The 24847-nt window shown below is 60.0% G+C and carries 26 protein-coding genes and 1 pseudogene; 15 read left to right on the top strand and 12 right to left on the bottom strand.

What is annotated here, in order from left to right; translation table 11 throughout:
• Positions 1-10: 10 nt before the first annotated feature.
• Positions 11-1372 (top strand): HlyD family type I secretion periplasmic adaptor subunit, encoded by a 1362-nt coding sequence (locus ACZ0AZ_RS16380; RefSeq protein WP_039761043.1) that lies wholly within the window; start codon positions 11-13, stop codon positions 1370-1372.
• 118 nt (positions 1373-1490) lie between these two features.
• Here ACZ0AZ_RS16380 and ACZ0AZ_RS16375 read toward each other — a convergent pair whose 3' ends face one another.
• The gene (locus tag ACZ0AZ_RS16375; RefSeq protein ID WP_463537743.1) at positions 1491-2087 is read right to left on the bottom strand and encodes a tRNA-uridine aminocarboxypropyltransferase; all 597 of its coding nucleotides are present in this window, start codon (positions 2085-2087) and stop codon (positions 1491-1493) included.
• Between the two features lie 6 nt (positions 2088-2093).
• Positions 2094-2987 carry a LysR family transcriptional regulator gene (locus tag ACZ0AZ_RS16370; RefSeq protein ID WP_463537742.1) on the bottom strand — a complete coding sequence of 298 codons (894 nt, stop codon included), beginning with the start codon at positions 2985-2987 and terminating at the stop codon, positions 2094-2096.
• A 356-nt stretch (positions 2988-3343) separates the two neighbouring features.
• On the opposite strand from ACZ0AZ_RS16370, the gene speB reads away from it, so the two are divergent.
• From speB to ACZ0AZ_RS16350, 4 genes are all read left to right on the top strand, one after another.
• Positions 3344-4294, top strand: coding sequence for an agmatinase (gene speB / locus ACZ0AZ_RS16365; RefSeq protein WP_003222717.1), 951 nt, complete (start codon positions 3344-3346; stop codon positions 4292-4294).
• Positions 4295-4304: 10 nt separating this feature from the next.
• Entirely contained in the window at positions 4305-4727 is a 423-nt protein-coding gene (locus tag ACZ0AZ_RS16360) for a YybH family protein (RefSeq protein ID WP_150742425.1), read from the top strand.
• A 48-nt stretch (positions 4728-4775) separates the two neighbouring features.
• A complete protein-coding gene (locus ACZ0AZ_RS16355) occupies positions 4776-6278 on the top strand; it encodes a purine-cytosine permease family protein (RefSeq protein WP_463538784.1) in 1503 nt (500 codons plus the stop codon).
• A gap of 164 nt (positions 6279-6442) precedes the next feature.
• The gene (locus ACZ0AZ_RS16350) at positions 6443-7822 is read left to right on the top strand and encodes a sodium:solute symporter family protein (protein WP_463537741.1); all 1380 of its coding nucleotides are present in this window, start codon (positions 6443-6445) and stop codon (positions 7820-7822) included.
• A 161-nt stretch (positions 7823-7983) separates the two neighbouring features.
• Here ACZ0AZ_RS16350 and ACZ0AZ_RS16345 read toward each other — a convergent pair whose 3' ends face one another.
• Both ACZ0AZ_RS16345 and ptrR read right to left on the bottom strand, forming a co-directional pair.
• Positions 7984-8112, bottom strand: coding sequence for a PA1414 family protein (locus tag ACZ0AZ_RS16345; protein WP_003184145.1), 129 nt, complete (start codon positions 8110-8112; stop codon positions 7984-7986).
• A gap of 142 nt (positions 8113-8254) precedes the next feature.
• Positions 8255-9148: a putrescine utilization regulator PtrR gene (gene ptrR / locus ACZ0AZ_RS16340; RefSeq protein WP_129998991.1), complete on the bottom strand. Its 894-nt coding sequence runs from the start codon at positions 9146-9148 to the stop codon at positions 8255-8257.
• Between the two features lie 103 nt (positions 9149-9251).
• Between ptrR and ACZ0AZ_RS16335 the strand changes: the two genes are divergently transcribed.
• Entirely contained in the window at positions 9252-10433 is a 1182-nt protein-coding gene (locus ACZ0AZ_RS16335; protein ID WP_463537740.1) for an MFS transporter, read from the top strand.
• Here the strand turns inward: ACZ0AZ_RS16335 and ACZ0AZ_RS16330 are convergent.
• The 3 genes from ACZ0AZ_RS16330 to ACZ0AZ_RS16320 form a co-directional block, all read right to left on the bottom strand.
• Positions 10381-11310, bottom strand: a complete 930-nt coding sequence (locus ACZ0AZ_RS16330) for a DMT family transporter (RefSeq protein ID WP_129998989.1) — start codon at positions 11308-11310, stop codon at positions 10381-10383. The two genes, ACZ0AZ_RS16335 and ACZ0AZ_RS16330, sit on opposite strands and share 53 nt — an antisense overlap.
• A gap of 282 nt (positions 11311-11592) precedes the next feature.
• Positions 11593-11985, bottom strand: a complete 393-nt coding sequence (locus ACZ0AZ_RS16325; RefSeq protein ID WP_463537739.1) for a DUF2177 family protein — start codon at positions 11983-11985, stop codon at positions 11593-11595.
• A 44-nt stretch (positions 11986-12029) separates the two neighbouring features.
• Positions 12030-12866, bottom strand: a complete 837-nt coding sequence (locus ACZ0AZ_RS16320; protein WP_016771157.1) for a CvfB family protein — start codon at positions 12864-12866, stop codon at positions 12030-12032.
• 339 nt (positions 12867-13205) lie between these two features.
• On the opposite strand from ACZ0AZ_RS16320, the gene ACZ0AZ_RS16315 reads away from it, so the two are divergent.
• The 3 genes from ACZ0AZ_RS16315 (at position 13206) to ACZ0AZ_RS16305 (ending at position 15261) form a co-directional block, all read left to right on the top strand.
• Positions 13206-13394, top strand: coding sequence for a hypothetical protein (locus ACZ0AZ_RS16315; protein ID WP_016985943.1), 189 nt, complete (start codon positions 13206-13208; stop codon positions 13392-13394).
• 203 nt (positions 13395-13597) lie between these two features.
• Positions 13598-14314, top strand: coding sequence for a TorF family putative porin (locus ACZ0AZ_RS16310; RefSeq protein ID WP_252877671.1), 717 nt, complete (start codon positions 13598-13600; stop codon positions 14312-14314).
• Positions 14315-14391: 77 nt separating this feature from the next.
• Positions 14392-15261 (top strand): DUF6279 family lipoprotein, encoded by an 870-nt coding sequence (locus tag ACZ0AZ_RS16305; RefSeq protein ID WP_039761013.1) that lies wholly within the window; start codon positions 14392-14394, stop codon positions 15259-15261.
• Between the two features lie 123 nt (positions 15262-15384).
• Here the strand turns inward: ACZ0AZ_RS16305 and ACZ0AZ_RS16300 are convergent, their stop codons facing one another.
• Positions 15385-15777, bottom strand: a complete 393-nt coding sequence (locus ACZ0AZ_RS16300) for a transcriptional regulator (RefSeq protein WP_129998986.1) — start codon at positions 15775-15777, stop codon at positions 15385-15387.
• A 172-nt stretch (positions 15778-15949) separates the two neighbouring features.
• On the opposite strand from ACZ0AZ_RS16300, the gene ACZ0AZ_RS16295 reads away from it, so the two are divergent.
• Complete coding sequence (locus ACZ0AZ_RS16295; protein ID WP_463537738.1) at positions 15950-16684, top strand: DUF899 domain-containing protein; 735 nt, start codon at positions 15950-15952, stop codon at positions 16682-16684.
• 89 nt (positions 16685-16773) lie between these two features.
• Positions 16774-17049, top strand: a complete 276-nt coding sequence (locus ACZ0AZ_RS16290) for a hypothetical protein (protein ID WP_039761007.1) — start codon at positions 16774-16776, stop codon at positions 17047-17049.
• 51 nt (positions 17050-17100) lie between these two features.
• On the opposite strand, the gene ACZ0AZ_RS16285 is transcribed toward ACZ0AZ_RS16290, so the two are convergent.
• Entirely contained in the window at positions 17101-18441 is a 1341-nt protein-coding gene (locus tag ACZ0AZ_RS16285) for a DEAD/DEAH box helicase (RefSeq protein ID WP_024012040.1), read from the bottom strand.
• Positions 18442-18632: 191 nt separating this feature from the next.
• Between ACZ0AZ_RS16285 and ACZ0AZ_RS16280 the strand changes: the two are divergent.
• Positions 18633-19930: pseudogene (locus ACZ0AZ_RS16280) on the top strand (mechanosensitive ion channel family protein).
• Positions 19931-20036: 106 nt separating this feature from the next.
• Here ACZ0AZ_RS16280 and ACZ0AZ_RS16275 read toward each other — a convergent pair.
• The 3 genes from ACZ0AZ_RS16275 to ACZ0AZ_RS16265 form a co-directional block, all read right to left on the bottom strand.
• The gene (locus tag ACZ0AZ_RS16275) at positions 20037-20903 is read right to left on the bottom strand and encodes a carboxylate/amino acid/amine transporter (RefSeq protein WP_039761003.1); all 867 of its coding nucleotides are present in this window, start codon (positions 20901-20903) and stop codon (positions 20037-20039) included.
• Positions 20904-21264: 361 nt separating this feature from the next.
• Positions 21265-21864, bottom strand: a complete 600-nt coding sequence (locus tag ACZ0AZ_RS16270; protein ID WP_129998983.1) for an FMN-dependent NADH-azoreductase — start codon at positions 21862-21864, stop codon at positions 21265-21267.
• 251 nt (positions 21865-22115) lie between these two features.
• Positions 22116-22430, bottom strand: a complete 315-nt coding sequence (locus tag ACZ0AZ_RS16265; RefSeq protein WP_129998982.1) for a 3-phosphoglycerate kinase — start codon at positions 22428-22430, stop codon at positions 22116-22118.
• A gap of 49 nt (positions 22431-22479) precedes the next feature.
• Between ACZ0AZ_RS16265 and ACZ0AZ_RS16260 the strand changes: the two genes are divergently transcribed.
• The 3 genes from ACZ0AZ_RS16260 to ACZ0AZ_RS16250 are packed head-to-tail and all read left to right on the top strand — an operon-like array spanning position 22480 to position 24788.
• Entirely contained in the window at positions 22480-23403 is a 924-nt protein-coding gene (locus ACZ0AZ_RS16260; RefSeq protein WP_129998981.1) for a LysR family transcriptional regulator, read from the top strand.
• Between the two features lie 14 nt (positions 23404-23417).
• The gene (locus tag ACZ0AZ_RS16255) at positions 23418-24221 is read left to right on the top strand and encodes an alpha/beta fold hydrolase (protein ID WP_463537737.1); all 804 of its coding nucleotides are present in this window, start codon (positions 23418-23420) and stop codon (positions 24219-24221) included.
• A gap of 3 nt (positions 24222-24224) precedes the next feature.
• Positions 24225-24788, top strand: a complete 564-nt coding sequence (locus ACZ0AZ_RS16250) for a peptidylprolyl isomerase (RefSeq protein ID WP_129998979.1) — start codon at positions 24225-24227, stop codon at positions 24786-24788.
• Positions 24789-24847: the final 59 nt, after the last annotated feature.

The raw sequence follows: 24847 nt of genomic DNA, 5'->3' as shown, positions 1-24847 counted from the left end.
GAGTTACGCCATGCCTGCTTCCTCCGATAGCAACAAGCGCGGTTACTTCGACAGCTTCGGCAAAAGTGCCGAAGCCGAGTTCATGCCGGAAACCGCTGGCGCAGCATTGCAGGATTCGCCGCGCAAATCGCGTATCACCGTGTGGCTGGCGGCAGCGCTGCTGATCGCCGCCCTGGTCTGGGCCAAATTTGCCGTGCTCGAAGAAGTCACCATGGGCGAAGGCAAGGCGATTCCGTCAAGCAAGGTTCAGGTGATCCAGAACCTTGAGGGCGGCATCGTCACCGAGATTTTCGTTCGCGAAGGCCAGATGGTCGGCAAGGGTGACACCCTGCTGCGTCTGGATGACACACGTTTTCGCTCGAACAAGGGCGAAAGCGAGGCCGACCGTTACGCGCTGACCGCGCAGGTCGAACGGCTGTCAGCGGAGGCCGAGGGACGTCCCTTCAAGCTCTCCGCTGAAGTGATTGCCAAGGCCCCGCAAGTCGCCGAGGACGAGCGCTCGTTGTACGAGCAACGTCAACGGCGCCTGGCCAGCGAGCAACGCACCCTCAGCGAACAATTGCGGCAGAAAACCCAGGAACTGGCGGAGTTTCGCTCCAAGCAAGGCCAGTTCAGCTCCAGCCTCGCGTTGCTGCAACAAGAGATGAACATGTCCGAACCGCTGGTGAAAACCGGCGCTGTGTCACCGGTGGAAATCCTCCGCCTCAGACGCAGTGCCGTGGAAATTCGTGGTTCGCTCAACGCCACCACGCTGGCGATTCCCCGCGCCGAATCGGCCATTGCCGAGATCCGCAGCAAGATCGACGAATCCGAGCAGACCTTCCGTTCGGAAGCGGCCAAAGAGCTGAATGAGAAACGCACCGACCTGTCAAAAATCACCGCTTCGAGCATCGCCATCGACGACCGCGTCAGTCGCACTACGGTGACGTCGCCGGTGCGTGGCGTGATCAAGCAGATGAAGGTCAACACCATCGGCGGCGTGGTCCAGCCGGGCAGCGACATGGTCGAAATCGTGCCGCTGGAAGACAACCTGCTGATCGAAGCCAAGGTCCGCCCGCAAGACGTCGCGTTCCTGCATCCGGGCCAGAAAGCCATGGTCAAGTTCAGTGCCTACGATTACACAATTTACGGCGGGCTGAGCGCCAAGCTCGAGCTGATCGGCGCCGATACGATCACCGATGACAAGGGCAACAGCTTCTATCTGATTCAGGTGCGCACCGACAAGAATCACCTGGGCGGCGATGTGAAACCGCTGCTGATCATCCCAGGGATGGTGGCGACAGTAGACATTATCACCGGTGAGAAAAGCGTCTTGGATTACTTGCTTAAACCGGTGTTGAAAGCGCGGACCGAGGCGATGCGCGAGCGCTAGTGATCTTTGAATTGCGGTGATTGATCTGGCGCTTTCGCGAGCAGGCTCGCTCCCACAATTGGAATGCGTTCCCCTGTGGGAGCGAGCCCGCTCGCGAAGAGGCCCGCACAGACAATGGTCATCTGTCGCCATGGTTACGCTGAAAAACCTCCTCCCCCATCGCCGCAATCTGCCCTTCGATCAGCGCTTCAAACGGCTTGAGCAACGGCGCAAACGTCGTCGGCGCTTCGAGGGTTTCCAGCGCCTGGACGATCGCCTCGATCGTCGATAGCGCCCCCGGCCCCGGTGCCTTGCGCAAGCGATAACGCGACACGCCACCCTCGGCCAGGGTCACCCGTGGCAGTGCTGCCAGCAGCGGATTGAGGTGCAGCATCTTGCGCGCCTTGCGCCAGGTGCCGTCCGGGACGACCAGCAACATTGGCTGATCATTCGCCGCGTAAGCCGGCAACGGCTGCGCATCCTCAGCCGGAAACAACAGCCGCGCCTGATAGCCCGGCTGGTTCAACAGTTTCGGCAAATCCTCGAATACCTCGCCGACAATCAGCTCGGCATTGCTCAGCCCCAGCGCCGCCAGACGCGCGGTATTGAGCGCGTGACTGACCTCGCTCGGATGCTGCAGCAGCAATACCCGCGTGCGGCTGTCGAGGCGAGGGATCAGCGGGCACAGGCAATGGGATTGGGGGCGCAGGCAGCGCGGGCATTGTGGTCGGGACATTTTTTCTCAAGCCTGATTGAGTTGCGCTTTGAGCAAATCGCGGAAGGTCTGGATCAATGGTTCGCGACTGCGGCCCCTGCGCATGATCATCGAAAACGGTGCCTGATAACCGAAGGTCGCCGGCAGCAGAACACGCAAATCGCCGTTGTCGGCCCAGGCCTGAGCGTAGTGTTCCGGCAGATAACCGATGTAGGCGCCGGAGAGCACCAGAATCAGCTGCGCCTCCATGCTTTCCACGGTGGCGGCGCTGTGTTTGAAACCATGCCGGGCCAGTTCCGCCTGACTCCAGTAACCGCGCCCGACCATCCGTTGCTGAGTGATGACCTGCTCGGGGATGCGCCGCTCGTTGAACAATGGATGGCGACTGCTGCAATACAGCCAGTGCTGCTCGCGGTACAGCGGCATGTAGACCAGACCGCTCATGCGCGTAGAAAACGCACCGATCGCCAGATCGAGGCGATTGTCCTGCACGCCGAGTTGCAACTCATAAGGGCTCATCACCGACAGGTGCAAATGCACCGCCGGGTGTTCCTGACTGTAGGCGCCGATGGCTTCGGCAAACGGCAGAGCCTTGTCGCTGACCGTGGAATCGATCACCCCGAGGTTGAGCGTGCCGCGCAGTTCGCCCTTGAGCGCGGCGGCGTATTGCTCGAAGCCTTCAAGCTCGGCGAGCAGGCGCAGGGTTTCCTGATGGAACAGCTCGCCCTTGCTGGTCAAGCTGAAGCCACCGCGCCCGCGATGGCACAGCACCAGACCGAGCGCGGCTTCGAGCTGGCTCATGTAGGTGCTGATCGCCGAGGTCGACAGGTTGAGTTCCTGCTGCGCATTGGCAAAACCCTGATGACGCACGACGCTGACGAAGATGCGCAGGAGTTTCAGGTCGGGTAAAGCGTTGGCCATGCGGCTCTCCAAACATCTGTCGAACACTGATGACTTTGTGGTGAGGGGATTCATCCCCGACCGGCTGCGAAGCAGTCGTAATTCGATGCACGCGGGGTGCCTGATGAACCGAGCCGCAGGAATTGGGGCGGCTTCGCCACCCTTCGGGGATAAATCCCCTCGCCACAGGGGGTCAACACCTGAGGCGGAGTCTATCCCGGGCCTTGGCATTAGTTTAGAAAAATCTGAACTAAGTTTTTGCCCGTAGCGATTCTTCCCCGCCACTACATTTCGCATCATCGGCCCCACAGCGGCGTCCGAACCTGTGCTCAACGGCGCGCCGGCATAAATAAAACAAAGACGATGAGGCCCTACCCGTGGACAAGATTCTTCACCAACCACTGGGCGGCAACGAAATGCCGCGCTTCGGCGGCATCGCCACCATGCTCCGACTTCCCCATGTACCGACCGCTGCCGGCCTCGACGCTGCCTTTGTGGGCGTGCCGCTGGACATCGGCACTTCGCTGCGCCCCGGCACACGCTTCGGGCCGCGCGACATCCGCACCGAATCGGTGATGATCCGCCCGTACAACATGGCCACCGGCGCCGCGCCGTTCGACTCGCTGTCGGTTGCCGACATTGGTGACGTGGCGATCAACACCTTCAACCTGCTCGACGCCGTGCGCATCATCGAAGAGGCCTACGACAATATTCTCGAGCACAACGTCATCCCGATGACCCTGGGTGGCGACCACACCATCACCCTGCCGATCCTGCGCGCGATTCATAAGAAGCACGGCAAGGTAGGCCTGGTGCACATCGATGCCCACGCTGACGTCAACGATCACATGTTCGGCGAGAAGATCGCCCACGGCACCACGTTCCGTCGTGCCGTCGAAGAAGGTCTGCTCGATTGCGATCGCGTGGTGCAGATCGGTTTGCGTGCCCAGGGTTACACCGCCGACGATTTCAACTGGAGCCGCGATCAGGGCTTCCGCGTGGTCCAGGCCGAAGAGTGCTGGCATAAATCGCTGGCGCCGCTGATGGCTGAAGTACGCGAGAAAGTCGGCGGCGGTCCGGTGTATCTGAGTTTCGACATCGACGGCATCGACCCGGCCTGGGCGCCCGGCACCGGCACCCCGGAAATCGGCGGCCTGACCACCATTCAGGCGATCGAAATCGTCCGTGGCTGTCAGGGCCTCGACCTGATCGGCTGCGATCTGGTAGAAGTCTCGCCCGCTTACGACACCACCGGCAACACCTCGCTGCTGGCCGCCAACCTGCTGTACGAAATGCTCTGCGTACTGCCTGGCGTGGTTCATCGCTGAGGATCGGGTCATGCACGCACGTGATCAGGTTCTGCACGCGGCCGCCGAGTTGGTCGCCGCGTTTGCCCGTAACGATCGCGAAGCCTACTTCGGCGCATTCAGCACCGATGCCAGCTTCGTTTTCTACACCCTCGACCAGCCGCTGCTGTCGCGCGATGCCTATCAGGCATTGTGGGACCGCTGGCGTGCCGAGGAGGGTTTCGAGGTGCTGTCGTGCACCTCGAGCAACGCCTTTGTCAGCCTGCAGGGTGACGTGGCGGTTTTCATCCATGACGTGGCCACCGAGCTGCGCATGCAAGGGGAGCAACACTTCAGCCAGGAGCGCGAGACGATTGTTTTCAGAAAACAAGCGTCGAGCCTAGAACAACAAGGCCTATGGCTGGCCTGTCACGAACATTTGTCCGCAATGCCGGAAGGGCTGCCACCCCCTTAGCCAATGGTGACGCTCACGCACGATGAGCGCGCCTGATGATCGGAGCAGATCATGAATAACAACAACGAAAAAAGCCCTAGCAGCATCGAAACAAACGGGGTCGAACAGATCCCGGATCATGAGCGCGACGCCCGACCCAGCGACTTGTTTCGCTTGATCTTCGGCGGCGCCAATACGTTTGCCACCGCTGTGCTCGGTAGTTTCCCGGTGCTGTTCGGCCTGTCGTTTCAGGCCGGTGTCTGGGCAATCGTTCTGGGCGTGGTGGTCGGTGCGCTGATCCTCGCGCCGATGGGCCTGTTCGGTCCGCTCAACGGCACCAACAACGCCGTGTCTTCCGGTGCGCACTTCGGCGTGCACGGGCGGATCGTCGGTTCGTTCCTGTCGTTGTTGACCGCGATCGCGTTCTTCTCACTGTCAGTGTGGAGCTCGGGTGATGCGCTGGTCGGCGGCGCCAAACGCCTGGTCGATCTGCCGGAAACCGACCTGACCCTGGGCCTGGCCTACGGTCTGTTCGCGCTGCTGGTGCTGACCGTGTGCATCTACGGTTTCCGCATCATGCTGTGGGTCAACCGCATCGCCGTGTGGGCCGCAAGCCTGTTGTTCCTGCTCGGCATCTTCGCCTTCGCCCCTGCTTTCGACAGCCAGTACGCCGGCAGCGTGGCGCTGGGTCAGGCCGGGTTCTGGGCGGCATTCATCGGCGCGGCACTGGTGGCGATGAGCAACCCGATTTCCTTCGGTGCGTTCCTCGGCGACTGGTCGCGCTACATCCCGCGTGAAACGCCGAAAGGCCGAATCATGCTGGCGGTGATCGCCGCGCAACTGGCAACGTTGATTCCATTCCTGTTCGGCCTCGCCACCGCCACCATCGTCGCGATCAAGGCGCCGGACTACATCGCCGCGAACAACTATGTCGGCGGCTTGCTGGCCGTGTCGCCGAGCTGGTTCTTCCTGCCGGTGTGCCTGATTGCGGTGATCGGTGGCATGTCCACCGGCACCACGTCGCTGTATGGCACCGGCCTGGACATGTCGAGCGTGTTCCCGCGCGTGCTGTCCCGGGTCAAGGCGACCTTGCTGATCGGCGTGCTGTCGATCGCCTTCATCTTCATCGGCCGGTTTGCGGCGAACCTGGTGCAAAGCGTGTCGACCTTCGCCGTGCTGATCATCACCTGCACCACCCCGTGGATGGTGATCATGATCATTGGCCTGCTGGTGCGGCGCGGCTTCTACTGCCCGGACGACCTGCAAGTGTTCACCCGCGGCGAACAGGGCGGACGCTACTGGTTCAACCACGGCTGGAACTGGCGCGGTCTGGGGGCGTGGATTCCGAGTGCGCTGGTCGGCCTGTGCTTCGTCAACCTGCCGGGGCAGTTCGTCGGCCCGCTGGGCGAACTGGCCGGTGGCATCGACATCAGCTTGCCGGTGACATTGGGCCTGGCGTCGGTGGTGTATCTGACGCTGCTGCGCTTGTTTCCCGAGCCTCGGGAAGTGTTTGGGCCGAGCGATGTGCGCAGTGAAGCCGCCATAAAACCTCAACTGCGTCAGGCCGCCTGATTAAACACAAGACCCTGTGGGAGCGAGCCTGCTCGCGAAGACTTCAGCACATCCAACATTGGTGTGACTGACAGACCGCCTTCGCGAGCAGGCTCGCTCCCACAGGAAAGCCCTGCAGAACCCATTTGCCTCACCATAAAAAAGACAATCGGAGACACGCCATCATGGCTTTGGATTTATTCGTCGTACTCATTTATGCCGCTGCGATGCTGATTCTCGGCTACTACGGCATGCGCAAGGCCAAGACCCACGAAGACTATCTGGTGGCCGGGCGTAACCTGGGGCCGTCGCTGTACATGGGCACCATGGCAGCAACCGTCCTCGGTGGCGCGTCCACCGTCGGTACGGTCCGTCTGGGTTACGTGCATGGCATCTCCGGCTTCTGGCTCTGCGCGGCACTGGGCTGCGGCATCGTCGCGCTGAACCTGTTCCTCGCCAAGCCCTTGCTGAAGCTCAAGGTATTCACCGTTACCCAGGTCCTGGAGAAGCGCTACAACCCGATGGCACGCACCGCCAGTGCGACGATCATGCTCGCTTACGCGCTGATGATCGGCGTGACCTCGATTCTGGCGATCGGCACTGTGCTGCAAGTGTTGTTCGGTCTGCCCTTCTGGATCTCCGTACTGCTGGGCGGCGGTATCGTGGTGATTTATTCAACGATCGGCGGCATGTGGTCGCTGACCCTGACTGACATCGTCCAGTTCGGTATCCAGACCGTCGGCCTGATGTTCCTGCTGTTGCCGATCTGCCTGTACCGCGTCGGTGGCTGGGATCAACTGGTCGCGCAGCTGCCGGCGGCCAGCTTCAACTTCACCAGCATCGGCTGGGACACGATCATCACCTACTTCATGATCTACTTCTTCGGCATCCTGATCGGCCAGGACATCTGGCAGCGGGTGTTCACTGCCAAAAGCGAGAAAGTCGCCAAGTACGCCGGCACTTCAGCGGGGATCTACTGCATTATCTACGGTCTGGTCTGCGCCTCGATCGGCATGGCTGCGCATGTGCTGATTCCGGATCTGGACAACGTCAACAACGCCTTTGCCGCCATCGTCAAAGTCTCGCTGCCTGACGGCATCCGTGGCCTGGTGATCGCTGCCGCACTGGCGGCGATGATGTCCACCGCCAGCGCCGGCCTGCTCGCCGCGTCCACCACCCTGACCGAAGACCTGCTGCCGAAACTGCGCGGCGGCAAACAGTCCAACGTCGCGGTCAGCCGTCTGTTTACGCTGCTGACAGGGATCGCGGTGTTGGGGATTGCTCTGGTCGTCAACGACGTGATCAGCGCCCTGACCCTGGCTTACAACCTCTTGGTCGGCGGCATGCTGATTCCGCTGATGGGCGCGATTTTCTGGAAGCGTGCGACTACCGCCGGGGCGATCAGCGCGATGACGCTGGGCTTTATCACGGCGCTGGTGTTCATGGTCAAGGACGGCATGGACGCGAACACGCCGATCTATTACAGCCTGGGTGTCAGTCTGGTGAGCTTTGTACTGGTCAGCCTGTTCTCGCCAAGCCCGGCGACCGTGGCAACGGCGGTGTGAATCGGCTGTAACGACTTGATGTTTTCTTCAGCGGGTGTGGCGTCGGAGGCCACACCCGTTTTTTTCGCTTGGCGAAAAGCAAAAGATCGCAGCCTCCGGCAGCTTCTACAAACTGTAGAAACTGTCGACGGCTGCGATCTTGAATTCTCTGATCGGAGCTATTAACGCCGACGTGGCTGGCGCCGACGCTGTTCGTCGTCCGTGCGAATCGGTACCGGTTGCAGAGGCGGTTCGATCAAACCGAGGGCAACTCCCAAATCGTGCAGCCAGTTCTGGATTTTCTCTTTCATCGTCATGCCCCCTTCAGGGTGGTGCTGAGCGGCCGGAATTCTGAGGCCGCTTCGCACTGATAATAGTCCGAAGTCCTACGCAATGCTCGGCCAAATCCGCAATGATCTGTTACTGAATTGAACAGAAACTGTTGCGATTGGTTCACGCTGTTTCACGCACTTCATGCAAAGCCACGGGATAGACCGCTTGCTGCACGTCGATCCAGGCATTCAGGTTGGCCCCGGCCATACCCTTGCGCCACATGAGCCATGTTGTCGCACCCGCGAACGGCTCGGCCAACGGATGCACCGCAACGCTCTCTCGACCCGGCAAACTGGCGAGCATCGACTCGGCCATCAACGCCACACCACTGCCGGCGATCACACAGGCGAGCATGCCCTGATATGACTCGATCTCCATCGGCCGGCCCATCGCCGCATGGTAATGAGAGAACCACGCTTCCAGGCGCATGCGATAGGAACAGCCCTGGCGAAAGGTGAACACCGCACGCCCTTCCACGTCCCGCGCGCTGCGTACCGGTGGATGATCGATTTCAGTGATCAGCACCAGCCGCTCCTCGCACAGCGGCACGCCATCGAGCCCGGCCAGTTCCAGCGGTCCGTCGACCAACGCCGCGTCGAGGCGGCCGGTGAGCAACCCTTCGAGCAATTCCCCGGTCGGCGCCGATTGCACCTGCAAATTCACCATCGGGTACTGCTTGTGATAGCGCGCCAGCAACGCCGGCAGATGGATCGCCGCCGTGCTGTACATGGTGCCCAGCACGAAGTCACCGGCCGGTTGCCCGCCCATCACCGCCGCACTGGCCTGATCGCGCAGAGCGAAGAGCTTGCCGGTGTAGTCGAGCAGGACCTTGCCGGCCGGCGACAACTGCAAGCGCTGCCGTTCGCGGACGAACAGTTCGACACCCAGTTGCTCCTCGAGCTGTTTCAGGCGCGTCGACAGATTCGATGGCACGCGATGCAGACGCTCGGCGGCGCGGGTGATCGAACCTTCCTCGGCGACCGCCTGAAATATCCGCAGTTGGCTGAATTCCACCTGCTTTCTCCTGAACAGAACAAGTTACTCACTATTATTCAATTTTAAAGAAAGTCAATCGATCCTAGCCTGCCGGTCATTGATCCTTGAAGGAAGCCCGACCATGTCGCCGCTGATTCGCTTGTCTGCTTGCTTTGTTGCCCTGATGCTGGCCATGGGCATCGGCCGCTTCGCCCTGACGCCGCAAATGCCGCATCTGCTCAGCGAAGGGCAGATCGACCTGACCGCTGCCGGTCTGATCGCGGCGGCCAACTACCTCGGCTATCTGCTGGGTGCGGTGGATGCGATGTTCGCCCAGCGGTCGCAGCAGGTGCAGCGACGATTGCATGGCGGGCTGTGGCTGTGCGTGCTGCTGACCCTGGCTTCGTTCTGGGCCAACGGTTTCTGGTCGCACTTGCTGTTGCGTTTTGGCACCGGCGTGGCAAGTGCCTGGGTGCTGGTGATGATCACTTCACTCAGTCAGCCGCTGGCGGCGGCCGCGGGTCGTCCGCGCTGGGGTGCTCTGGTTTTTGCCGGACCGGGTCTGGGGATTTTTCTCACAGGGCTGCTGGCGCTGATCTCACACCGTTTGCAGCAGACATCGGCAACCCTGTGGCTGATTTATGCGGCCGCCGCGTTGCTGATGATGCTCGGCGTATGGCGGTTGTTGCCGCAGCCCGCAACGGTAATGAAGACGACGATCGCCCCGGCGACTTCAGCGAACCGAGGCATCGGCCAGCTGGCGCTGGTGTATGCGCTGTACGGCATCGGCTACATCATTCCGGCAACGTTCCTGTCGCAGATGGCCAACGCGCAGTTTCACGGCCAGTGGCAGGCGGATCTGTTCTGGCCGTGCTTTGGCCTGGGCGCGGCGATCGGCGTGTGTCTGGTGAGTCTGCGTCGGCATGATCCCGAAACCACTCGACATTGGCTGATGGCGACGCTGTGGCTGCAAGCGGCCGGAGTATTTGCCTGTCTGCTGGGCAGCGGCCTCGGCCTGGCGTTGGGAGTAATCCTCTGCGGCACGCCGTTTCTGGCCTGCATGCAACTGGTCATGCAGCGTTCGCGAGAGCTGGCGCCCCACGCCACTCAGCGCAACGCCGGGATGCTCACGGCGTGCTTCGCCGTCGGCCAGCTGAGCGGCCCGTTGCTGGCGGCGCTGAGCAGCCATTTCAGCGGCGGTTTGCAGCCAGCGCTGCTGATCGCCGGCGCCGGCCTGTTGTTGGCCGGCGCGCTGGCGATGCAGGCCAAGGCTACTGGCCCAGCGCCTTGCGCAAACGCCGACGCAGCCACTGTTCGGCGCTGACGAAAGTGATGCCGAGCAGCACCAGCACGGCGCCGATGACGAAGTTCACGCTCAACGCTTCACCCAGCAGGAGTACGCCGAAGGTCACGCCGAACAACGGCGTCATGAACGAGAACACCGCAAGGTTCGCCGCCAGATAACGGCGCAGCAGCCAGAACCACACCAGGTAGCTGAAGAACGACACCACCAGCCCTTGGAACAGCACACTGGCCACCGCCACGGTAGTCAGGCTGACGTGGGTGATCTGGCCGCTGAACAACGCGATCAACAGCAGACCGATGAAACCGACCATAAGCTGATAAAACAGGGTCAATGTCACCGGCGCTTCCGACAGTCGCGAGGCCCGTACCACCACGGTGGTCGCGCCCCAACAGGCGCCGGCCAATACGCCGAAGGCATCGCCCAGCAGCATGCGCCGATCAAGGTTGTCCCACGACACACCGCCGGCGAAGGCAATCGCGATGCCGATGAACGCCAGCAGAATCCCCAGCCATTGCAACGGGCGCAAACGCTCGCTGGCCAGCAGGAAATGCACGCCGAGTGCAGTGAAGATCGGTGCGGTATAGAGGAACACCGACATGTGCGCGGCGGTGGTCAGTTGCAGGCCTTCGGCGATGAACAGGAATTCCAGACCAAACAGCGCACCGGCCAGCAAGCCGCCGCGCCAGGTGCTGCCGACCTGATCCCAACCGCCCTTCCAGCAGATCAGCAAACCGACCAGTAACGCAGAAATCCCCGAGCGCCCCGCCGCTTGCATCACTGGCGCGATGTCCGTTGCCGCCCACTTGATCAGGACTTGCTGCACACCCCAGATCAGGCACAGGCCGATCATCACTTGCAGGGCAAAACCGTCGGCATTGCGCCGCTCGGCACTCACCGCAACACCTCGAACACACACAACATGGCAGGCCATCCAATGGTCAGAAAACAGTGTCGGGGATTATCAATCAGATGCGCGGAAAAAGCCGTCTGGAAAAGACCTTTATTTGGTCAGTGGCGTCAGCGCTGAATGGTTGACGGCTGCGCCGTCATTCGCGGGCAAGCCCGCTCCCACAGGGGATTTGTGGTGGAAGTGGAATTTGTGAACGACGGGAATTCATTGTGGGAGCGAGCCTGCTCGCGAAGAGGCCAGCATTGGCAACGCAACTGAAAGATCAGCTCACGCAAACCGCTTCGCCACCAAATAACCTACCGTGCAAGCAACTGCAGTCGCCACTATCCCCCACGCCCAATCCATCAAACTCACCTGCACCGACCAGTCGCGCAAGGTCGCCCAATTGGTCAGGTCATAAGTGCCGTACGCCACCAGCCCCAACAGCCCGCCCAGCTTCGCCGCTCGCTGCCAGCTCAGCGCCGGCAACACGACAAACACCACGCAGCCAATCACGTACAGGCAATAAAAAACCGCTGCGGGCAACAGCAGCGGTTTTTCCAGCATCAGCGAACCGAGCAGTTCGCGATAGGTCGGCGCCATCAGCAGCCCGAGCCAGATGCCATCGAGCAGGAGAAACGTCAGCAGCGATGCGACGTAAGCGATCAGCGCCTTTTTCATCGATCCAACCTCTTGTGTGGCCTGCAACATGGGCCACTCAAGGCTCAGGTTAGTTCAATGCGATCGGCGTGGATGACGATCTTGCCTTCCTTGTACAGCGAGCCGATGGCTTTCTTGAAGTTGCCCTTGCTGACGCCGAACAGGCTGCTGATCAATGCCGGATCGCTCTTGTCACTGACCGCCAGGGTGCCGTCGTTTTCGCGCAACTTGCCGAGAATCTTCGAACTCAGGCTGCTGGCCGCTTCCTGGCCAACCGGTTGCAGGCTCAGGCTGATCTTGCCGTCGGCGCGCACTTCCTTGATGAAGCCTTTCTCGCGCATGCCCGAACGCATGAACTTGAAGATTTCATTCTTGTGAATCAGGCCCCAGTGCTTGTTGTTGATGATCGCCTTGAAGCCCATGTCGGTGGCTTCGGCTACCAGCAGATCAACTTCCTGGCCCGGGCTGTAAGTAGCCGGGGTTTTGTCCAGATAACGATCGAGGCGCGCGGTGGCGGTGATGCGGCGCGTGTGTTTGTCGAGATAGACGTGCACCACGCAGTATTCGCCAGCGGTCATCTGGCGCTTTTCTTCCGAGTACGGCAGCAACAGATCCTTCGGCAAGCCCCAGTCGAGGAACACGCCGATGCTGTTGACTTCAACCACTTTCAGGCTGGCAAATTCGCCGACCTGAACTTTGGGTTTTTCCGTGGTGGCGAGAAGTTTGTCTTCGCTGTCCAGATAGATGAATACGTTGAGCCAGTCTTCATCTTCGCTGGGAATATCTTTGGGGATATAACGGTTGGGCAAAAGAATTTCGCCGTCGGCGCCGCCGTCCAGATATAAACCGAAGTTAGTGTGTTTAACCACTTGCAAACTGTTGTAACGCCCGACTAAAGCCATTTCCGAAACCCTCAATACGTGGGCGGCATTCTACCCGTTTTTGCCGCCAACGTCGGGCGACAGATCCTCGCAGCGGAAAATCTGCGTCAACCTGTTGATTTTGCTTGATCACTGCCCTACGGGGTGCCGCTCGTCAGTCCGGTCCGACGCATCACTGCTGCGCTGATTGGCCTCACTTCAATTAAATGTTCTTATTTAAAACAGCAGGTTAGCTGCTTATTACGAGTGAGCGGCCGGTAATAATGCAGCGTTACGGTTGGTTAATCCGGGGGATATTTACCAAGCTATTGTCAAGTTATTCCTGTACGATGCCTGGCCGAGTTACTTTTCTAAAGGTTAATGGCCGCCATGCGTGTAAAAGCATCCACCAGCAAAGCAAAGCCAGCTCCAGCCGTTGAAACCAGCGAATCGATCAACGATCAGATCGCAGCATTCCTCAAGTCCGGCGGCGAGATCCAGCAAATTGCCAAAGGCGTCAGCGGTCAGACATTCGGCCCGTCCAAGCAGATCAGCCTGGGCAAGAAGTAATACCGGTTTCACCCCGTCCAGAGGCGCTTTGAGCTTCGAAGCGCCTGGACTGGCACCGTGCAACACCCCTTCGCTTTAAACAAAAATTCCCGAAAATCGACGAACGGCCATCAATGCCGGGCATTCGTCGGTATCCTTGCACGCGTCTAGATCAAGCGTTTCAGCAGGCCTTTGCCCTGCGCTCGCGGTTCATGGAGTGACGCATGCGCCCATTTCCCTGTTTATTGTTCGTCAGCCTGCTGTCAGGCGCGACCGCGCACGCGCAGGTTTTTCAGGGTGAACTGGGTGACTTCGATCTCAAGCTCGGCACTACGCCCAGCCGCAGCATGGCCCAGGGCCTGGTGAAACCGGCGGCGGTCGGCTCGTTCCACGGTGGCCTCGACCTGAGTCACGACAGCGGCGTGTATTTCGGCCAGTACGCGCCGAGCATGGGCATCAGCCCGGGCAAGAACCTCGAGATCGATTCCTATGTCGGCTTCAAGCAGCCGTTCGATCAGGTGCTCGGCTATGAAGTCGGGATGATCCATTACAGCTATCCCCGCGTGGACACCCTCGACAGCCAGGAGCTGTTTGGTGGCCTGACCCTGCTCGGCAGTCGCTTTGGCATTGCCCTGAGCAACGATCCGGATAAACAGAACAACACCTTGTTTGCCGACCTCACTGGCAATCAGCCGTTCGGCATCGGCGTGAGCATGAAATACACCACGCACCAATTGAATACGCCGGTGGCGGTGGACGGCGGGTATATCAGCAGTTTCACCGATTGGTCAGTGAAGCTGTCGAGGCCATTCATGGGCGTCGATCTTGATTTGATCTACAGCAATTCCAGCCTCAGCGGCAGCGATTGCTCGGCCTATTCCGGGCACAACAGCGAGTGCGACGGCCTCGTCACCCTCAAGGCTGTACGCACGTTCTATTGATCGGCTGAACTGCCGCGCGCATCCTGCATCACATAAGAATAAGATTTCCGACGCCAGGCTCTCGCAAGGATTTGCCCATGTCTCGCTGGTTCAAACAGATTGCCGCCCTGCTGATCTTCACCCTCGCCCTTGGCGCTTGCAGCCGCGTGGGCCTGGCCTACCGCAACCTCGACGTGATTATCCCGTGGTCGCTGAGCGATTACGTGGACATGAACGGCGAGCAGAAAGACTGGTTCAACGAACGGCTCAAGGAACACCTGAGCTGGCACTGCACTACGCAGTTACCCGGTTACCTGGACTGGCTGGACCGATTGCAGGCCATGGTCGAAAGCAATCAGGTCACCGACGCCGCCCTGCAGGAGCGCACCGCCGAAGCCAAGCAGGCCATTGCCGAAACCGCCCGGGAAATCACCCCTTCGGCCATTGAGCTGCTGCAAGGTCTGGACGATAAACAGGTGGCGGAAATGAACGACGCGTTTGCCAAGGATTTGCGCAAACGTCAGCAGGAATACGTGAAACCGCCGTTAGCGCAGCAGATCAAGGAACGCGGCGAGCGCATGGAAAAACGCCTGAACGATTGGCTGGGCCCGCTCAGCGACACGCAGAAACAACGCGTTGTGGCCTGGACCAACGCCTTGGGCGACCAGAACACCCAATGGATCGCCAACCGCGCGCATTGGCAGCAACAGTTCAGCGCCGCGGTTGCGCAACGCAAAAGCGCGGAATTCCCACAACGCATCGAGACGCTTCTGGTCAACCGCGAGCGGTTATGGACAGCGGATTACCGCAAGGCCTACGCCAACACCGAAGCTCAAGCGCGATCGCTGTTTGTCGACTTGATGGCCGAGAGCACGCCGCAACAGCGTGAGCGTTTGTTGAAGAAAATCGAGGGAGTGCGTAAGGACTTCAATGACCTCAAGTGCCTGAAGGCCGCGCAGAAACCTTGAATAAACCAATGGCCCATTGTGGGAGCGAGCCTGCTCGCGAAGGCGGAATATCAGACAGATCAAATGTCACTGACAGACCGTATTCGCGAGCAGGCTCGCTCCCACACGGCGGACTTCGCTGGTTCAGGCGATTTGAGCCTTTGAGGCGACTTCATCAAAGGTCGTTTCATCCAGCGCATCCTCCTGCTCATCCAGCACCTGACGCGGATGATCGTTGCCGGGGATGCTGCTGTCGATCAGGCTCAACAGGCTGGAGCCACGCGGCGTCAGAATGAAGTTATTGCCGGTGCTGCCCTCATGATCCGGCCGCGGCTCGATGAATCCGCGCTCCAGCAAGAGCTTTTCATAATCACAGGCCAGGGTTTTCAAGTGATCGAGATTGTCGATCGGCTCGCCGGCGCTGGCTTTCTCAGCCGCATAATCTTCGGCATAAGCGCGGGGTGCGAAGCTGTGGCCAGCGCTGTTCTGCACTTCATGCAGCAAACGTTCAATCAAATCCCAGTTATAAGTCGTCATCCTGATCCAACCTCCGGTGCGGGTGATTTTGTGCCGCGTTCAAGGTTGTGACCGAAGCGCTGCGCAGCCGTTCAGCAGTATTTCAGGCCTCGACCGACCGGCGGCTGTCGATTACCTCGCACGTTGAACGACTAGGCTGAAACAGCCGGTTCAATCCGCAGGAGACATCGTCATGAACGTTGCAAACCATCCGGTGGTATCACGCGAAGAATGGCTCGCCGCCCGCGAGCAGCATCTGGCCCACGAAAAAGCCTTCACCCGGGAACGCGATCGCCTCAGCGCCGAGCGCCGCGCCTTGCCGTGGGTGAAGGTCGACAAGGTCTATCATTTTCAAGGGCCGAACGGCGAGCTCAAGCTCAACGACCTGTTTGGCAACAACAGCCAGTTGATCATCTACCATTTCATGTTCGCCAAAGGCTGGGAGCAAGGCTGCCAGGGCTGCTCGTTCCTCAGTGACCACATTGACGGCGCCAACCAGCACCTGGCCCATCACGACGTCGCCGTAGTCGCCGTTTCCCACGCGCCGTTCGACGAGTTTCAGGCATTCAAACAACGGATGGGCTGGAAATTTGACTGGGTCTCGTCAGAAGGCTGCGATTTCAATTACGACTTCGGCGTCTGCGCCCGGGCTGAAGACGTCGCCGAGGGCAAGGCTACCTACAACTACGAAAAAACCCAGAGCGCCGAGGAAGAAATGCCGGGGCTGAGCGTGTTTTATCGCAACGACAAAGGCGAGATTTTCCACACTTACTCAACATACGCGCGCGGTCTGGACATGCTGGTTGGCGCTTACCACTACCTCGATCTGACGCCCAAAGGCAGGAATGAAGACGAGATCATGGAATGGGTGCGGCATCATGATCGGTATAACGGTGCGACGAAGTCGGGCTGCTGTCATGCCGATTGAGCGCAACGCTGCATCCACAGTTTCTGAACTTTTAACAGGCTTCAGCCCTCAACCGGTTAACCCGCCTTAACCGGAACTGAGGCCTGCCCATGAAAACCCTGATCAAGCTGTCCCTCGCCGCCACCCTTGCCTGCGCCCTGCCCGTCTGGGCTTGCACGCCGGAAGAGGCGACGATCAAACGCGAACAACTGGCCAAGGAAGTCTCCAAGCTCACCGAGCAGAATCCGGAAAAGGCCAAGGAGATCAACGCCGAGTTGCAGAAAATGGATCTGGGCACGGCCAGCGCCGATCTGCCGGACAAGTGCCAGCTGATCGATCAGCGTTTGAAGGAACTAGGGTCGGCGGAGAAGAAGGCCGACAGTTGAGGACGAAAAAAAACCGGACAATGTCCGGTTTTTTATGTGTGCTGCTAAAACCTACTCAGCCGCAGGCTCGGCTGGCTTGCGGCGCTTGAGCGGGGCCATGCCGTCGCTGCTGACCAGGGAATCCGGCTTCGGCCGGTTGACGCTCTTGCGCTTGGTCGGCGTCTTGGCGGCGGTTTTCTTTTTGTCGCCCTTGGCATCGGTCTTTTTCTTTTTCACGCCGACGGCTTTGCCCGAGGCCTTGACCTTTTTCGGCCCGCCGTAGGTGCCTTTGACTTCTTTGATCGTGCGGCGCTCGAAGCTTTGCTTCAGGTAGCGCTCGATGCTCGACATCAGGTTCCAGTCGCCGTGGCAGATCAGCGAGATCGCCAGACCATCGTTGCCGGCACGGCCGGTACGACCGATGCGGTGCACGTATTCGTCGCCGCTGCGTGGCATGTCGAAGTTGATCACCAGATCCAGACCGTCGACGTCCAGACCACGGGCCGCAACGTCAGTGGCGACGAGGATCTTCACGCCGCCCTGCTTCAAACGATCGATCGCCAGTTTGCGATCCTTCTGGTCTTTCTCGCCGTGCAGCACGAACGCCTTGTATTCCTGGGCCACGAGGCGGCCGTAAATGCGGTCGGCCATGGCGCGGGTGTTGGTGAAGACGATGGCCTTCTGGTAGGTCTCGTTGGCCAGCAGCCAGTTCACAATCTGCTCTTTGTGCTGATTGTGGTCGGCGGTGATGATTTGCTGACGAGTCGTCGAGTTGAGCTGGCTGACCGCGTTGAGCTGCAGGTGCTCCGGGTTGTTCAGGACCTTGGCGATCATCTCGCGCAGGCCGGAACCGCCGGTGGTGGCGGAGAACAGCATGGTCTGCTGACGGTTCGGGCACTCATCGACCAGACGCTGCACGTCTTCGGCGAAACCCATGTCGAGCATGCGGTCGGCTTCGTCGAGCACCAGCACTTCGACTTCTTTCAGGTCGAGGTTGCCGGCATTGAGTTGCTCGATCATCCGCCCCGGGGTGCCGATGAGGATGTCCGGCACTTTGCGCAACATGGCGGCCTGGACTTTGAAGTCTTCGCCGCCAGTGATCAGGCCGGACTTGATGAAAGTGAACTGCGAGAAGCGTTCGACTTCCTTCAAAGTCTGCTGGGCCAGTTCACGGGTTGGCAGCAGGATCAGCGTCTTGATGCTGACGCGGATCTTCGCCGGGCCGATCAGGCGATTGAGAATCGGCAGGACGAAAGCGGCGGTTTTGCCGCTACCGGTTTGCGCCGTCACCCGCAGATCACGCCCTTGGAGCGCCAGCGGGATGGCCGCGGCTTGCACTGGCGTTGGCTCGACAAATTTCAGCTCGGCCACGGCTTTGAGCAGGCGTTCGTGCAGGGCGAATTGGGAAAACACGGGTGCTACCTCGAAGATATGCAAAAAAACAGCTGCATAGGTTACCGGTTTCGAGCGCTCAGGCCGAGTTTCTTTGTGCAAACGGCGACAATCAGTGGTTTTTTTGTTGCCCGATTTGTCACTCGCTGCAATACACAGCGTTTTAAATGCTCTAATCGGCCCTCGCGTCTTACAGAAGAAACGTTTCGCTCATGGATATCAAACAGCTCTGGCTCAAAGCCCAAGGCCTCTGGGGCACGCTCGAAGAGCACCCACTTCTGCAATCGGGACTGGCGCTGTTGGTGCTGCTGGTCATCGCGCTGGTGCTCGGACGAGTGGCCCGTTATCTGATCCTGCACGCCAGCCGCATGCTCGGCCGCCAACCGGCGCTGCACTGGATCAACGATTTTCGCCACAACAAGGTGTTTCAACGGCTGGCGCAGATGACGCCGTCGCTGGTGATCCAGTTCGGCCTGCACCTGGTGCCGGAGCTGAGCAAAAACGCGATGAATTTTCTCGGCAACGTCGCCCTGGCCTTCACCATCCTGTTCCTGCTGCTGGCGGTCAGCGCCCTGCTCAACGCCCTGCTCGACATCTACGCACGCACCGAACACGCTCGCACCCGCTCGATCAAAGGCTATGTGCAGTTGACGAAAATGGTCTTGTACGTGTTCGGCGCGATCATTATCGTCGCCACCCTGATCGACCGCTCGCCGCTGTTGCTATTGTCCGGTCTGGGTGCGATGTCGGCGGTGATTCTGTTGGTCTACAAGGACACGCTGTTGTCATTCGTCGCCAGCGTGCAGCTGACCAGCAACGACATGCTGCGCGTCGGCGACTGGATCGAGATGCCGCAAGTCGGCGCCGATGGCGACGTGGTCGACATCACGCTGCACACGGTCAAGGTGCAGAACTTCGACAAGACGATCGTCTCGATCCCGACCTGGCGGCTGATGTCGAGTCGTTCAAGAACTGGCGTGGCATGCAGCAATCGGGCGGTCGGCGGATCAAACGCAGCCTGTTCATCGATGCCAGCGGCGTGCGCTTCATCCGCGACGACGAGGAAGAAAAGCTCTCGCAGGTGCACCTGCTGACCGACTACATGGGCCGAAAGAAAGCCGAGCTCAAGGCCTGGAACGAAGCCCAGGGCAATGTCGCAGCCATGTCGGCCAACCGCCGCCGCATGACCAACATCGGCACCTTCCGCGCCTACGCACTGGCGTATCTGAAGAGCCATCCGGAGATTCAGCCGAACATGACTTGCATGGTCCGGCAGATGCAGACCACCGCGCAGGGCATTCCGCTGGAAATCTACTGCTTCACCCGAACCACCGTGTGGGCCGATTACGAGCGGATTCAGGGGGATATTTTTGATTACCTGCTGGCGGTGTTGCCGGAGTTTGGCTTGAGCTTGTATCAGCAGCCGAGTGGTGGGGATTTGCGTGCAGGGTTGCTGCCAGCGGTGTTGGGCTCGGCGAGTATTCCGCAGCCGGAAAAACACCTGATGTAACCCAAAGATCCAATGTGGGAGCGAGCCTGCTCGCGAATGCAATGTGTCAGTCGATCCATACTTATCTGACCCAACGCCTTCGCGAGCAGGCTCGCTCCCACAGGGGTTATGCAGTGACCGGTTTTTTTCGTACGCCCAGTCTGCTGATCCACACCGCTGCCAGAATCACACCCCCGCCGAGGAACAACCGCCCCAGTTCCTCATGCTGATTCCAGATCAGCAGATTCAACAGCAGCCCCACCGGCACATGCAGGTTGTTCATCACCGCCAGCGTGCCGCCGTTGACCATGCACGCGCCTTTGTTCCACCAATACAGGCCCAACGCCGTCGACACCAAACCGAGGAACAGCAACACCGCCCATTGCAGCGGCGCTTCCGGCAGGAAGTTCGACTTGCCGAACAACAGGAACGCCGGCAGCACCACCGCCAGTGCGCCCAGGTAGAAATAACCGAAGCGCCGGTAATGCGGCAGATCGCTCGGATGCTTCGCCACCAGATGCTTGTACAACACTTGCCCGGCGGCGTAGGTGAAGTTGGCCAGTTGCAGCAGCAGGAAGCCCATGAAGAAGTCCGGACTGATGCTGTCGAAACGAATCACCGCCGCACCGCCCACAGCGACCAGCGCGGCAACCAATGCCCACGGATTGAAGCGGCGGTTCAGCGCGTCTTCGATCAACGTCACATGCAGCGGCGTAAGAATGGTGAACAGCAACACCTCCGGCACCGTCAGCACGCGGAAGCTCAAGTACAGGCAGACGTAAGTCACACCGAACTGCAACGCGCCGATCAGCAACATGCCACGCATGAACGCCGGCTCCACCGAGCGCCAGCGCGTCAACGGAATGAACACCAGCCCCGCCAGCACCACACGCACCAGCACCGCGAAGTAACTGTCGACATGCCCGGCCAGGTATTCGCCGATCAGACTGAAGGAAAACGCCTGGATCAGCGTGACAAAAAGTAGATAGCCCATGTTCGCCTCGAAAATCGAATGGCGGCGACGATAGCGGGTTTTGCGCCAGACCGCGAACCCTCGAACAACACAAATCCCTGTGGGAGCGGGCTTGCCCGCGATGAGGGAGTGTCAGGCAAGTATTTGTCGACTGACACTCCGCCATCGCGGGCAAGCCCGCTCCCACAGGGACTTATGTGAAATTCGGATGTGCAGTGTTCAGAAAAATCGCAGACAAAAAAAAGCCCGATCTCGCTAAAGCGTTCAATCGGGCTACAGCACTCAGGAGCAAAAGTGCAAAGGGAGGTTCGATGCGCGTGGAACCTTGAAGGGGTTGCGCCAGGTCACTAGACCATCCAGCGATTATCTGGCGATTAACCGATCAAGCAACCTGAGACAATTTGGCGTTGGCCTGATTCAGGCCCTTTTCCTGGAAGTCACCGCCCAGGTTCATGCCCTCGGCATGGATAAAGGTCACGTCGTTGATGCCGATGAAACCCATGACCTGACGCAGGTACGGTTCCTGATGATCCGCAGGACCACCGGCATACACACCGCCGCGAGCGGTCAGGACAAAGGCACGCTTGCCGCTGAGCAGACCTTGCGGGCCAGTCTCGGTGTATTTGAAGGTCACCCCGGCGCGCAGCACATGGTCAAGCCAGGCCTTGAGCGTGCTCGGGATCGCAAAGTTGTACATCGGTGCCGCCAGCACCAGCACGTCGGCGGCAAGCAGCTCATCAGTCAATTGGTTGGAGCGGTCCAGGGACGCCTGTTCGCTGGCATTGCGCTGTTCGGCAGGCTTCATCCAGCCACCCAGCAAGTTGGCGTCCAGATGCGGCACCGGGTTCGCGGCGAGGTCACGCACGGTGATCTGATCGGCAGGGTGCGCGGCTTTCCACTGAGCGATGAAGGTCTGGGTCAATTGACGGGAAACCGAGTCTTGCTGGCGGGCACTGCTTTCGATGATCAGAACGCGGGACATGGTGTGTAGCCTCCATCCGAATATGTTGTAAGTCGATGGAGTGAAGGTTAAACAGAGTCGAATCGATGAAAAAGCGCAAATATCCGCTGTAACCCATCGATAAATTCGTTTATAAGCTAAACCCACATACCCATGCGGGAGCGAGCCTGCTCGCGAAAGCGGAATGTCAGTCACATCATCTCTGGATGACACTCCGTCTTCGCGAGCAGGCTCGCTCCCACAATGGATCCACGGTGTTCAGAAGACCGAGCTTATTTCGGGGTGCAGGTCAGTTTGATGCGCAGCTTGATGATCTCGCGGGTGAACTTGGCCGTGGCGTTTTTATGCTTGCCGGCCGGCACATCGATGCTGCGCGTGCGTGGTGCTTCCGGGCCGTTGCTGAACACCGCACGGCAGGTCGCGTCGACATCACCGTAGTTGGCCACGCGGATCGAGCCGATGTCGTTGTCGGTATCGAACGTCTCGAAGTCGATCTTCATGCCGTTGAGATCTTTCTGCACATCAATCGGATAGGCAAACGCGGTCAGCGGCAGCAGCGCCAGCACCACACAACAGAATTTTTTCATTCGGCAGTCTCCATGAGGGACGGCCAGCTTAGGACAAGAGGAGCTATTGATGAAAGCGCCCCGCGTGACCCTTGATCAATGGCGAACGTTGCAGGCCGTGGTCGACCACGGCGGATTCGCCCAGGCCGCCGAGGCCCTGCACCGTTCGCAATCATCGGTGAGCTACACCGTCGCCCGCATGCAGGATCAGCTCGGCGTGCCGTTGCTGCGCATCGACGGGCGCAAAGCCGTGCTCACCGAGGCCGGCGGCGTATTGCTGCGCCGTTCCCGGCAACTGGTCAAACAGGCCAGCCAACTCGAAGACCTCGCGCATCACATGGAGCAAGGCTGGGAAGCGGAAGTGCGGCTGGTGGTCGATGCGGCCTACCCGAGCGCGCGGATCGTCCGCGCCCTGACCGCCTTCATGCCGCAGAGTCGCGGCTGCCGCGTGCGTCTGCGCGAGGAAGTGTTGTCGGGGGTCGAGGAGGTGCTGCTCGAAGGCGTGGCGGATCTGGCCATCACCGGCCTGAGCATTCCCGGCTACCTGGGTGCGGAGTTGAGCGATGTCGAGTTCGTCGCCGTTGCCCATCCTGACCACCCGCTGCACCGGCTCAACCGCGAGCTGAGCTTTCAGGATCTGGAAACCCAGATGCAAGTGGTGATCCGCGACTCCGGCCGCCAGCAGCCGCGCGATGTCGGCTGGCTCGGCGCCGAGCAGCGCTGGACCGTCGGCAGCCTCGCCACCGCCGCGACCTTCGTCAGCTGCGGCCTGGGCTTTGCCTGGCTGCCGCGACACATGATCGACCGCGAACTCAAGGATGGCTCGCTCAAGCTGCTACCGTTGGATCGGGGCGGCAGCCGCAATTCGAGCTTCTATCTGTATTCGAACAAGGACAAGCCCCTGGGCCCGGCCACACAAATCCTAATCGAATTGTTGCGCACCTTCGACACCTTGCCGCTGGACGCACCGTTTGCCGCACCAGAACAAGCCTGACACGGAGTTCACCGATGGCGTATTTCGAGCACGAAGGTTGCAACCTGCACTACGAGGAATATGGCCACGGTGCGCCGTTGCTGCTGGTTCACGGGCTCGGCTCGAGCACCCTGGACTGGGAAATGCAGATCCCGGCGCTAGCTGCGCACTACCGGGTGATCGTCCCGGACATTCGCGGCCACGGGCGCTCGGACAAACCCCGCGAGCGCTACAGCATCGCCGCATTCAGCGCTGACCTGCTGGCCTTGATCGAACACCTGCGCCTTGGCCCGGTGCACTACGTCGGGCTGTCGATGGGCGGGATGATCGGTTTTCAACTGGCTGTCGATCAGCCACAAGCGCTCAAGAGCCTGACCATCGTCAACAGCGCGCCACAGGTCAAATTGCGCAGCCGCGATGATTATTGGCAGTGGTTCAAACGCTGGAGCCTGATGCGTCTGCTCAGCCTGGAAACCATCGGCAAAGCCCTCGGCAGCAAACTCTTCCCCAAGCCAGAACAGGCGGATCTGCGACGGAAAATGGCCGAACGCTGGGCAAAAAACGACAAACGTGCTTATCTCGCCAGCTTCGATGCAATCGTGGGCTGGGGCGTTCAGGAACGACTTTCCCGGGTGTCCTGTCCAACGCTCGTCATCAGCGCCGACCGTGACTACACACCGGTGGCGTTAAAAGAAACCTATGTAAAACTGCTGCCGGATGCGCGGCTGGTGGTCATTGACGACTCGCGCCATGCCACCCCGCTCGATCAACCCGAACGCTTCAATCACACGCTGCTGGATTTTCTCGCCACAGCCGACCTTTACTCTCAGGATCACTGACCCATGCTGAAAAAACTCGCCCTCGCCGCCGGCTCCGTACTGTTTGCCGCCAACCTGATGGCTGCTACCCCGGCCAAGGCGCCCCACGTGCTGCTGGACACCACCAACGGCCAGATCGAAATCGAACTGGACCCGGTCAAGGCACCGATCAGCACGAAGAACTTCCTTGAATACGTCGACAGCGGCTTCTACAACAACACCATTTTCCACCGCGTGATCCCGGGCTTCATGGCTCAGGGCGGCGGCTTCACCCAGCAAATGCAACAGAAAGAGACCAAGGCGCCGATCAAGAACGAAGCCAGCAATGGCCTGCACAACGTTCGCGGTACCCTGTCGATGGCGCGTACTTCCAACCCTGATTCGGCGACCAGCCAGTTCTTCATCAACGTTGCCGACAACGCCTTCCTCGATCCGGGTCGTGACGCCGGTTACGCGGTGTTCGCCAAAGTGGTCAAGGGCATGGATGTCGTGGACATCATCGTCAACTCGCCGACCACCACCAAACAAGGCATGCAGAACGTGCCTGTCGACCCTGTGATCATCAAGTCGGCCAAGCGCATCGACTGAGTTTCGCCGGGCATATCGAGCGGCGTGGGGCTGAGCCTGCGCCGCTCGCACTGATAAAA

The sequence above is a fragment of the Pseudomonas sp. AC239 genome (genome assembly GCF_979258545.1).
Note: the sequence above shows the minus strand (reverse complement) of the source record. Positions and strands in the feature narration are given on the sequence as shown.

Excerpts from the sequence above, each read along its gene's own strand:
- ACZ0AZ_RS16265 (WP_129998982.1), bottom strand. The coding sequence starts at position 22,430 with ATGAAAAAATTCTGTTGTGTGGTGCTGGCGCTGCTGCCGCTGACCGCG.
- ACZ0AZ_RS16295 (WP_463537738.1), top strand. The coding sequence starts at position 15,950 with ATGAACGTTGCAAACCATCCGGTGGTATCACGCGAAGAATGGCTCGCC.
- ACZ0AZ_RS16345 (WP_003184145.1), bottom strand. The coding sequence starts at position 8,112 with ATGAAAGAGAAAATCCAGAACTGGCTGCACGATTTGGGAGTTGCCCTC.
- ACZ0AZ_RS16260 (WP_129998981.1), top strand. The coding sequence starts at position 22,480 with ATGAAAGCGCCCCGCGTGACCCTTGATCAATGGCGAACGTTGCAGGCC.
- ACZ0AZ_RS16325 (WP_463537739.1), bottom strand. The coding sequence starts at position 11,985 with ATGAAAAAGGCGCTGATCGCTTACGTCGCATCGCTGCTGACGTTTCTC.
- ACZ0AZ_RS16270 (WP_129998983.1), bottom strand. The coding sequence starts at position 21,864 with ATGTCCCGCGTTCTGATCATCGAAAGCAGTGCCCGCCAGCAAGACTCG.
- ACZ0AZ_RS16300 (WP_129998986.1), bottom strand. The coding sequence starts at position 15,777 with ATGACGACTTATAACTGGGATTTGATTGAACGTTTGCTGCATGAAGTG.
- ACZ0AZ_RS16255 (WP_463537737.1), top strand. The coding sequence starts at position 23,418 with ATGGCGTATTTCGAGCACGAAGGTTGCAACCTGCACTACGAGGAATAT.
- ACZ0AZ_RS16305 (WP_039761013.1), top strand. The coding sequence starts at position 14,392 with ATGTCTCGCTGGTTCAAACAGATTGCCGCCCTGCTGATCTTCACCCTC.
- ACZ0AZ_RS16370 (WP_463537742.1), bottom strand. The coding sequence starts at position 2,987 with ATGGCCAACGCTTTACCCGACCTGAAACTCCTGCGCATCTTCGTCAGC.
- ACZ0AZ_RS16310 (WP_252877671.1), top strand. The coding sequence starts at position 13,598 with ATGCGCCCATTTCCCTGTTTATTGTTCGTCAGCCTGCTGTCAGGCGCG.
- ACZ0AZ_RS16315 (WP_016985943.1), top strand. The coding sequence starts at position 13,206 with ATGGCCGCCATGCGTGTAAAAGCATCCACCAGCAAAGCAAAGCCAGCT.
- ACZ0AZ_RS16350 (WP_463537741.1), top strand. The coding sequence starts at position 6,443 with ATGGCTTTGGATTTATTCGTCGTACTCATTTATGCCGCTGCGATGCTG.
- ACZ0AZ_RS16250 (WP_129998979.1), top strand. The coding sequence starts at position 24,225 with ATGCTGAAAAAACTCGCCCTCGCCGCCGGCTCCGTACTGTTTGCCGCC.
- ACZ0AZ_RS16320 (WP_016771157.1), bottom strand. The coding sequence starts at position 12,866 with ATGGCTTTAGTCGGGCGTTACAACAGTTTGCAAGTGGTTAAACACACT.
- ACZ0AZ_RS16375 (WP_463537743.1), bottom strand. The coding sequence starts at position 2,087 with ATGTCCCGACCACAATGCCCGCGCTGCCTGCGCCCCCAATCCCATTGC.
- ACZ0AZ_RS16380 (WP_039761043.1), top strand. The coding sequence starts at position 11 with ATGCCTGCTTCCTCCGATAGCAACAAGCGCGGTTACTTCGACAGCTTC.
- ACZ0AZ_RS16275 (WP_039761003.1), bottom strand. The coding sequence starts at position 20,903 with ATGGGCTATCTACTTTTTGTCACGCTGATCCAGGCGTTTTCCTTCAGT.
- ACZ0AZ_RS16335 (WP_463537740.1), top strand. The coding sequence starts at position 9,252 with ATGTCGCCGCTGATTCGCTTGTCTGCTTGCTTTGTTGCCCTGATGCTG.
- ACZ0AZ_RS16290 (WP_039761007.1), top strand. The coding sequence starts at position 16,774 with ATGAAAACCCTGATCAAGCTGTCCCTCGCCGCCACCCTTGCCTGCGCC.
- ACZ0AZ_RS16360 (WP_150742425.1), top strand. The coding sequence starts at position 4,305 with ATGCACGCACGTGATCAGGTTCTGCACGCGGCCGCCGAGTTGGTCGCC.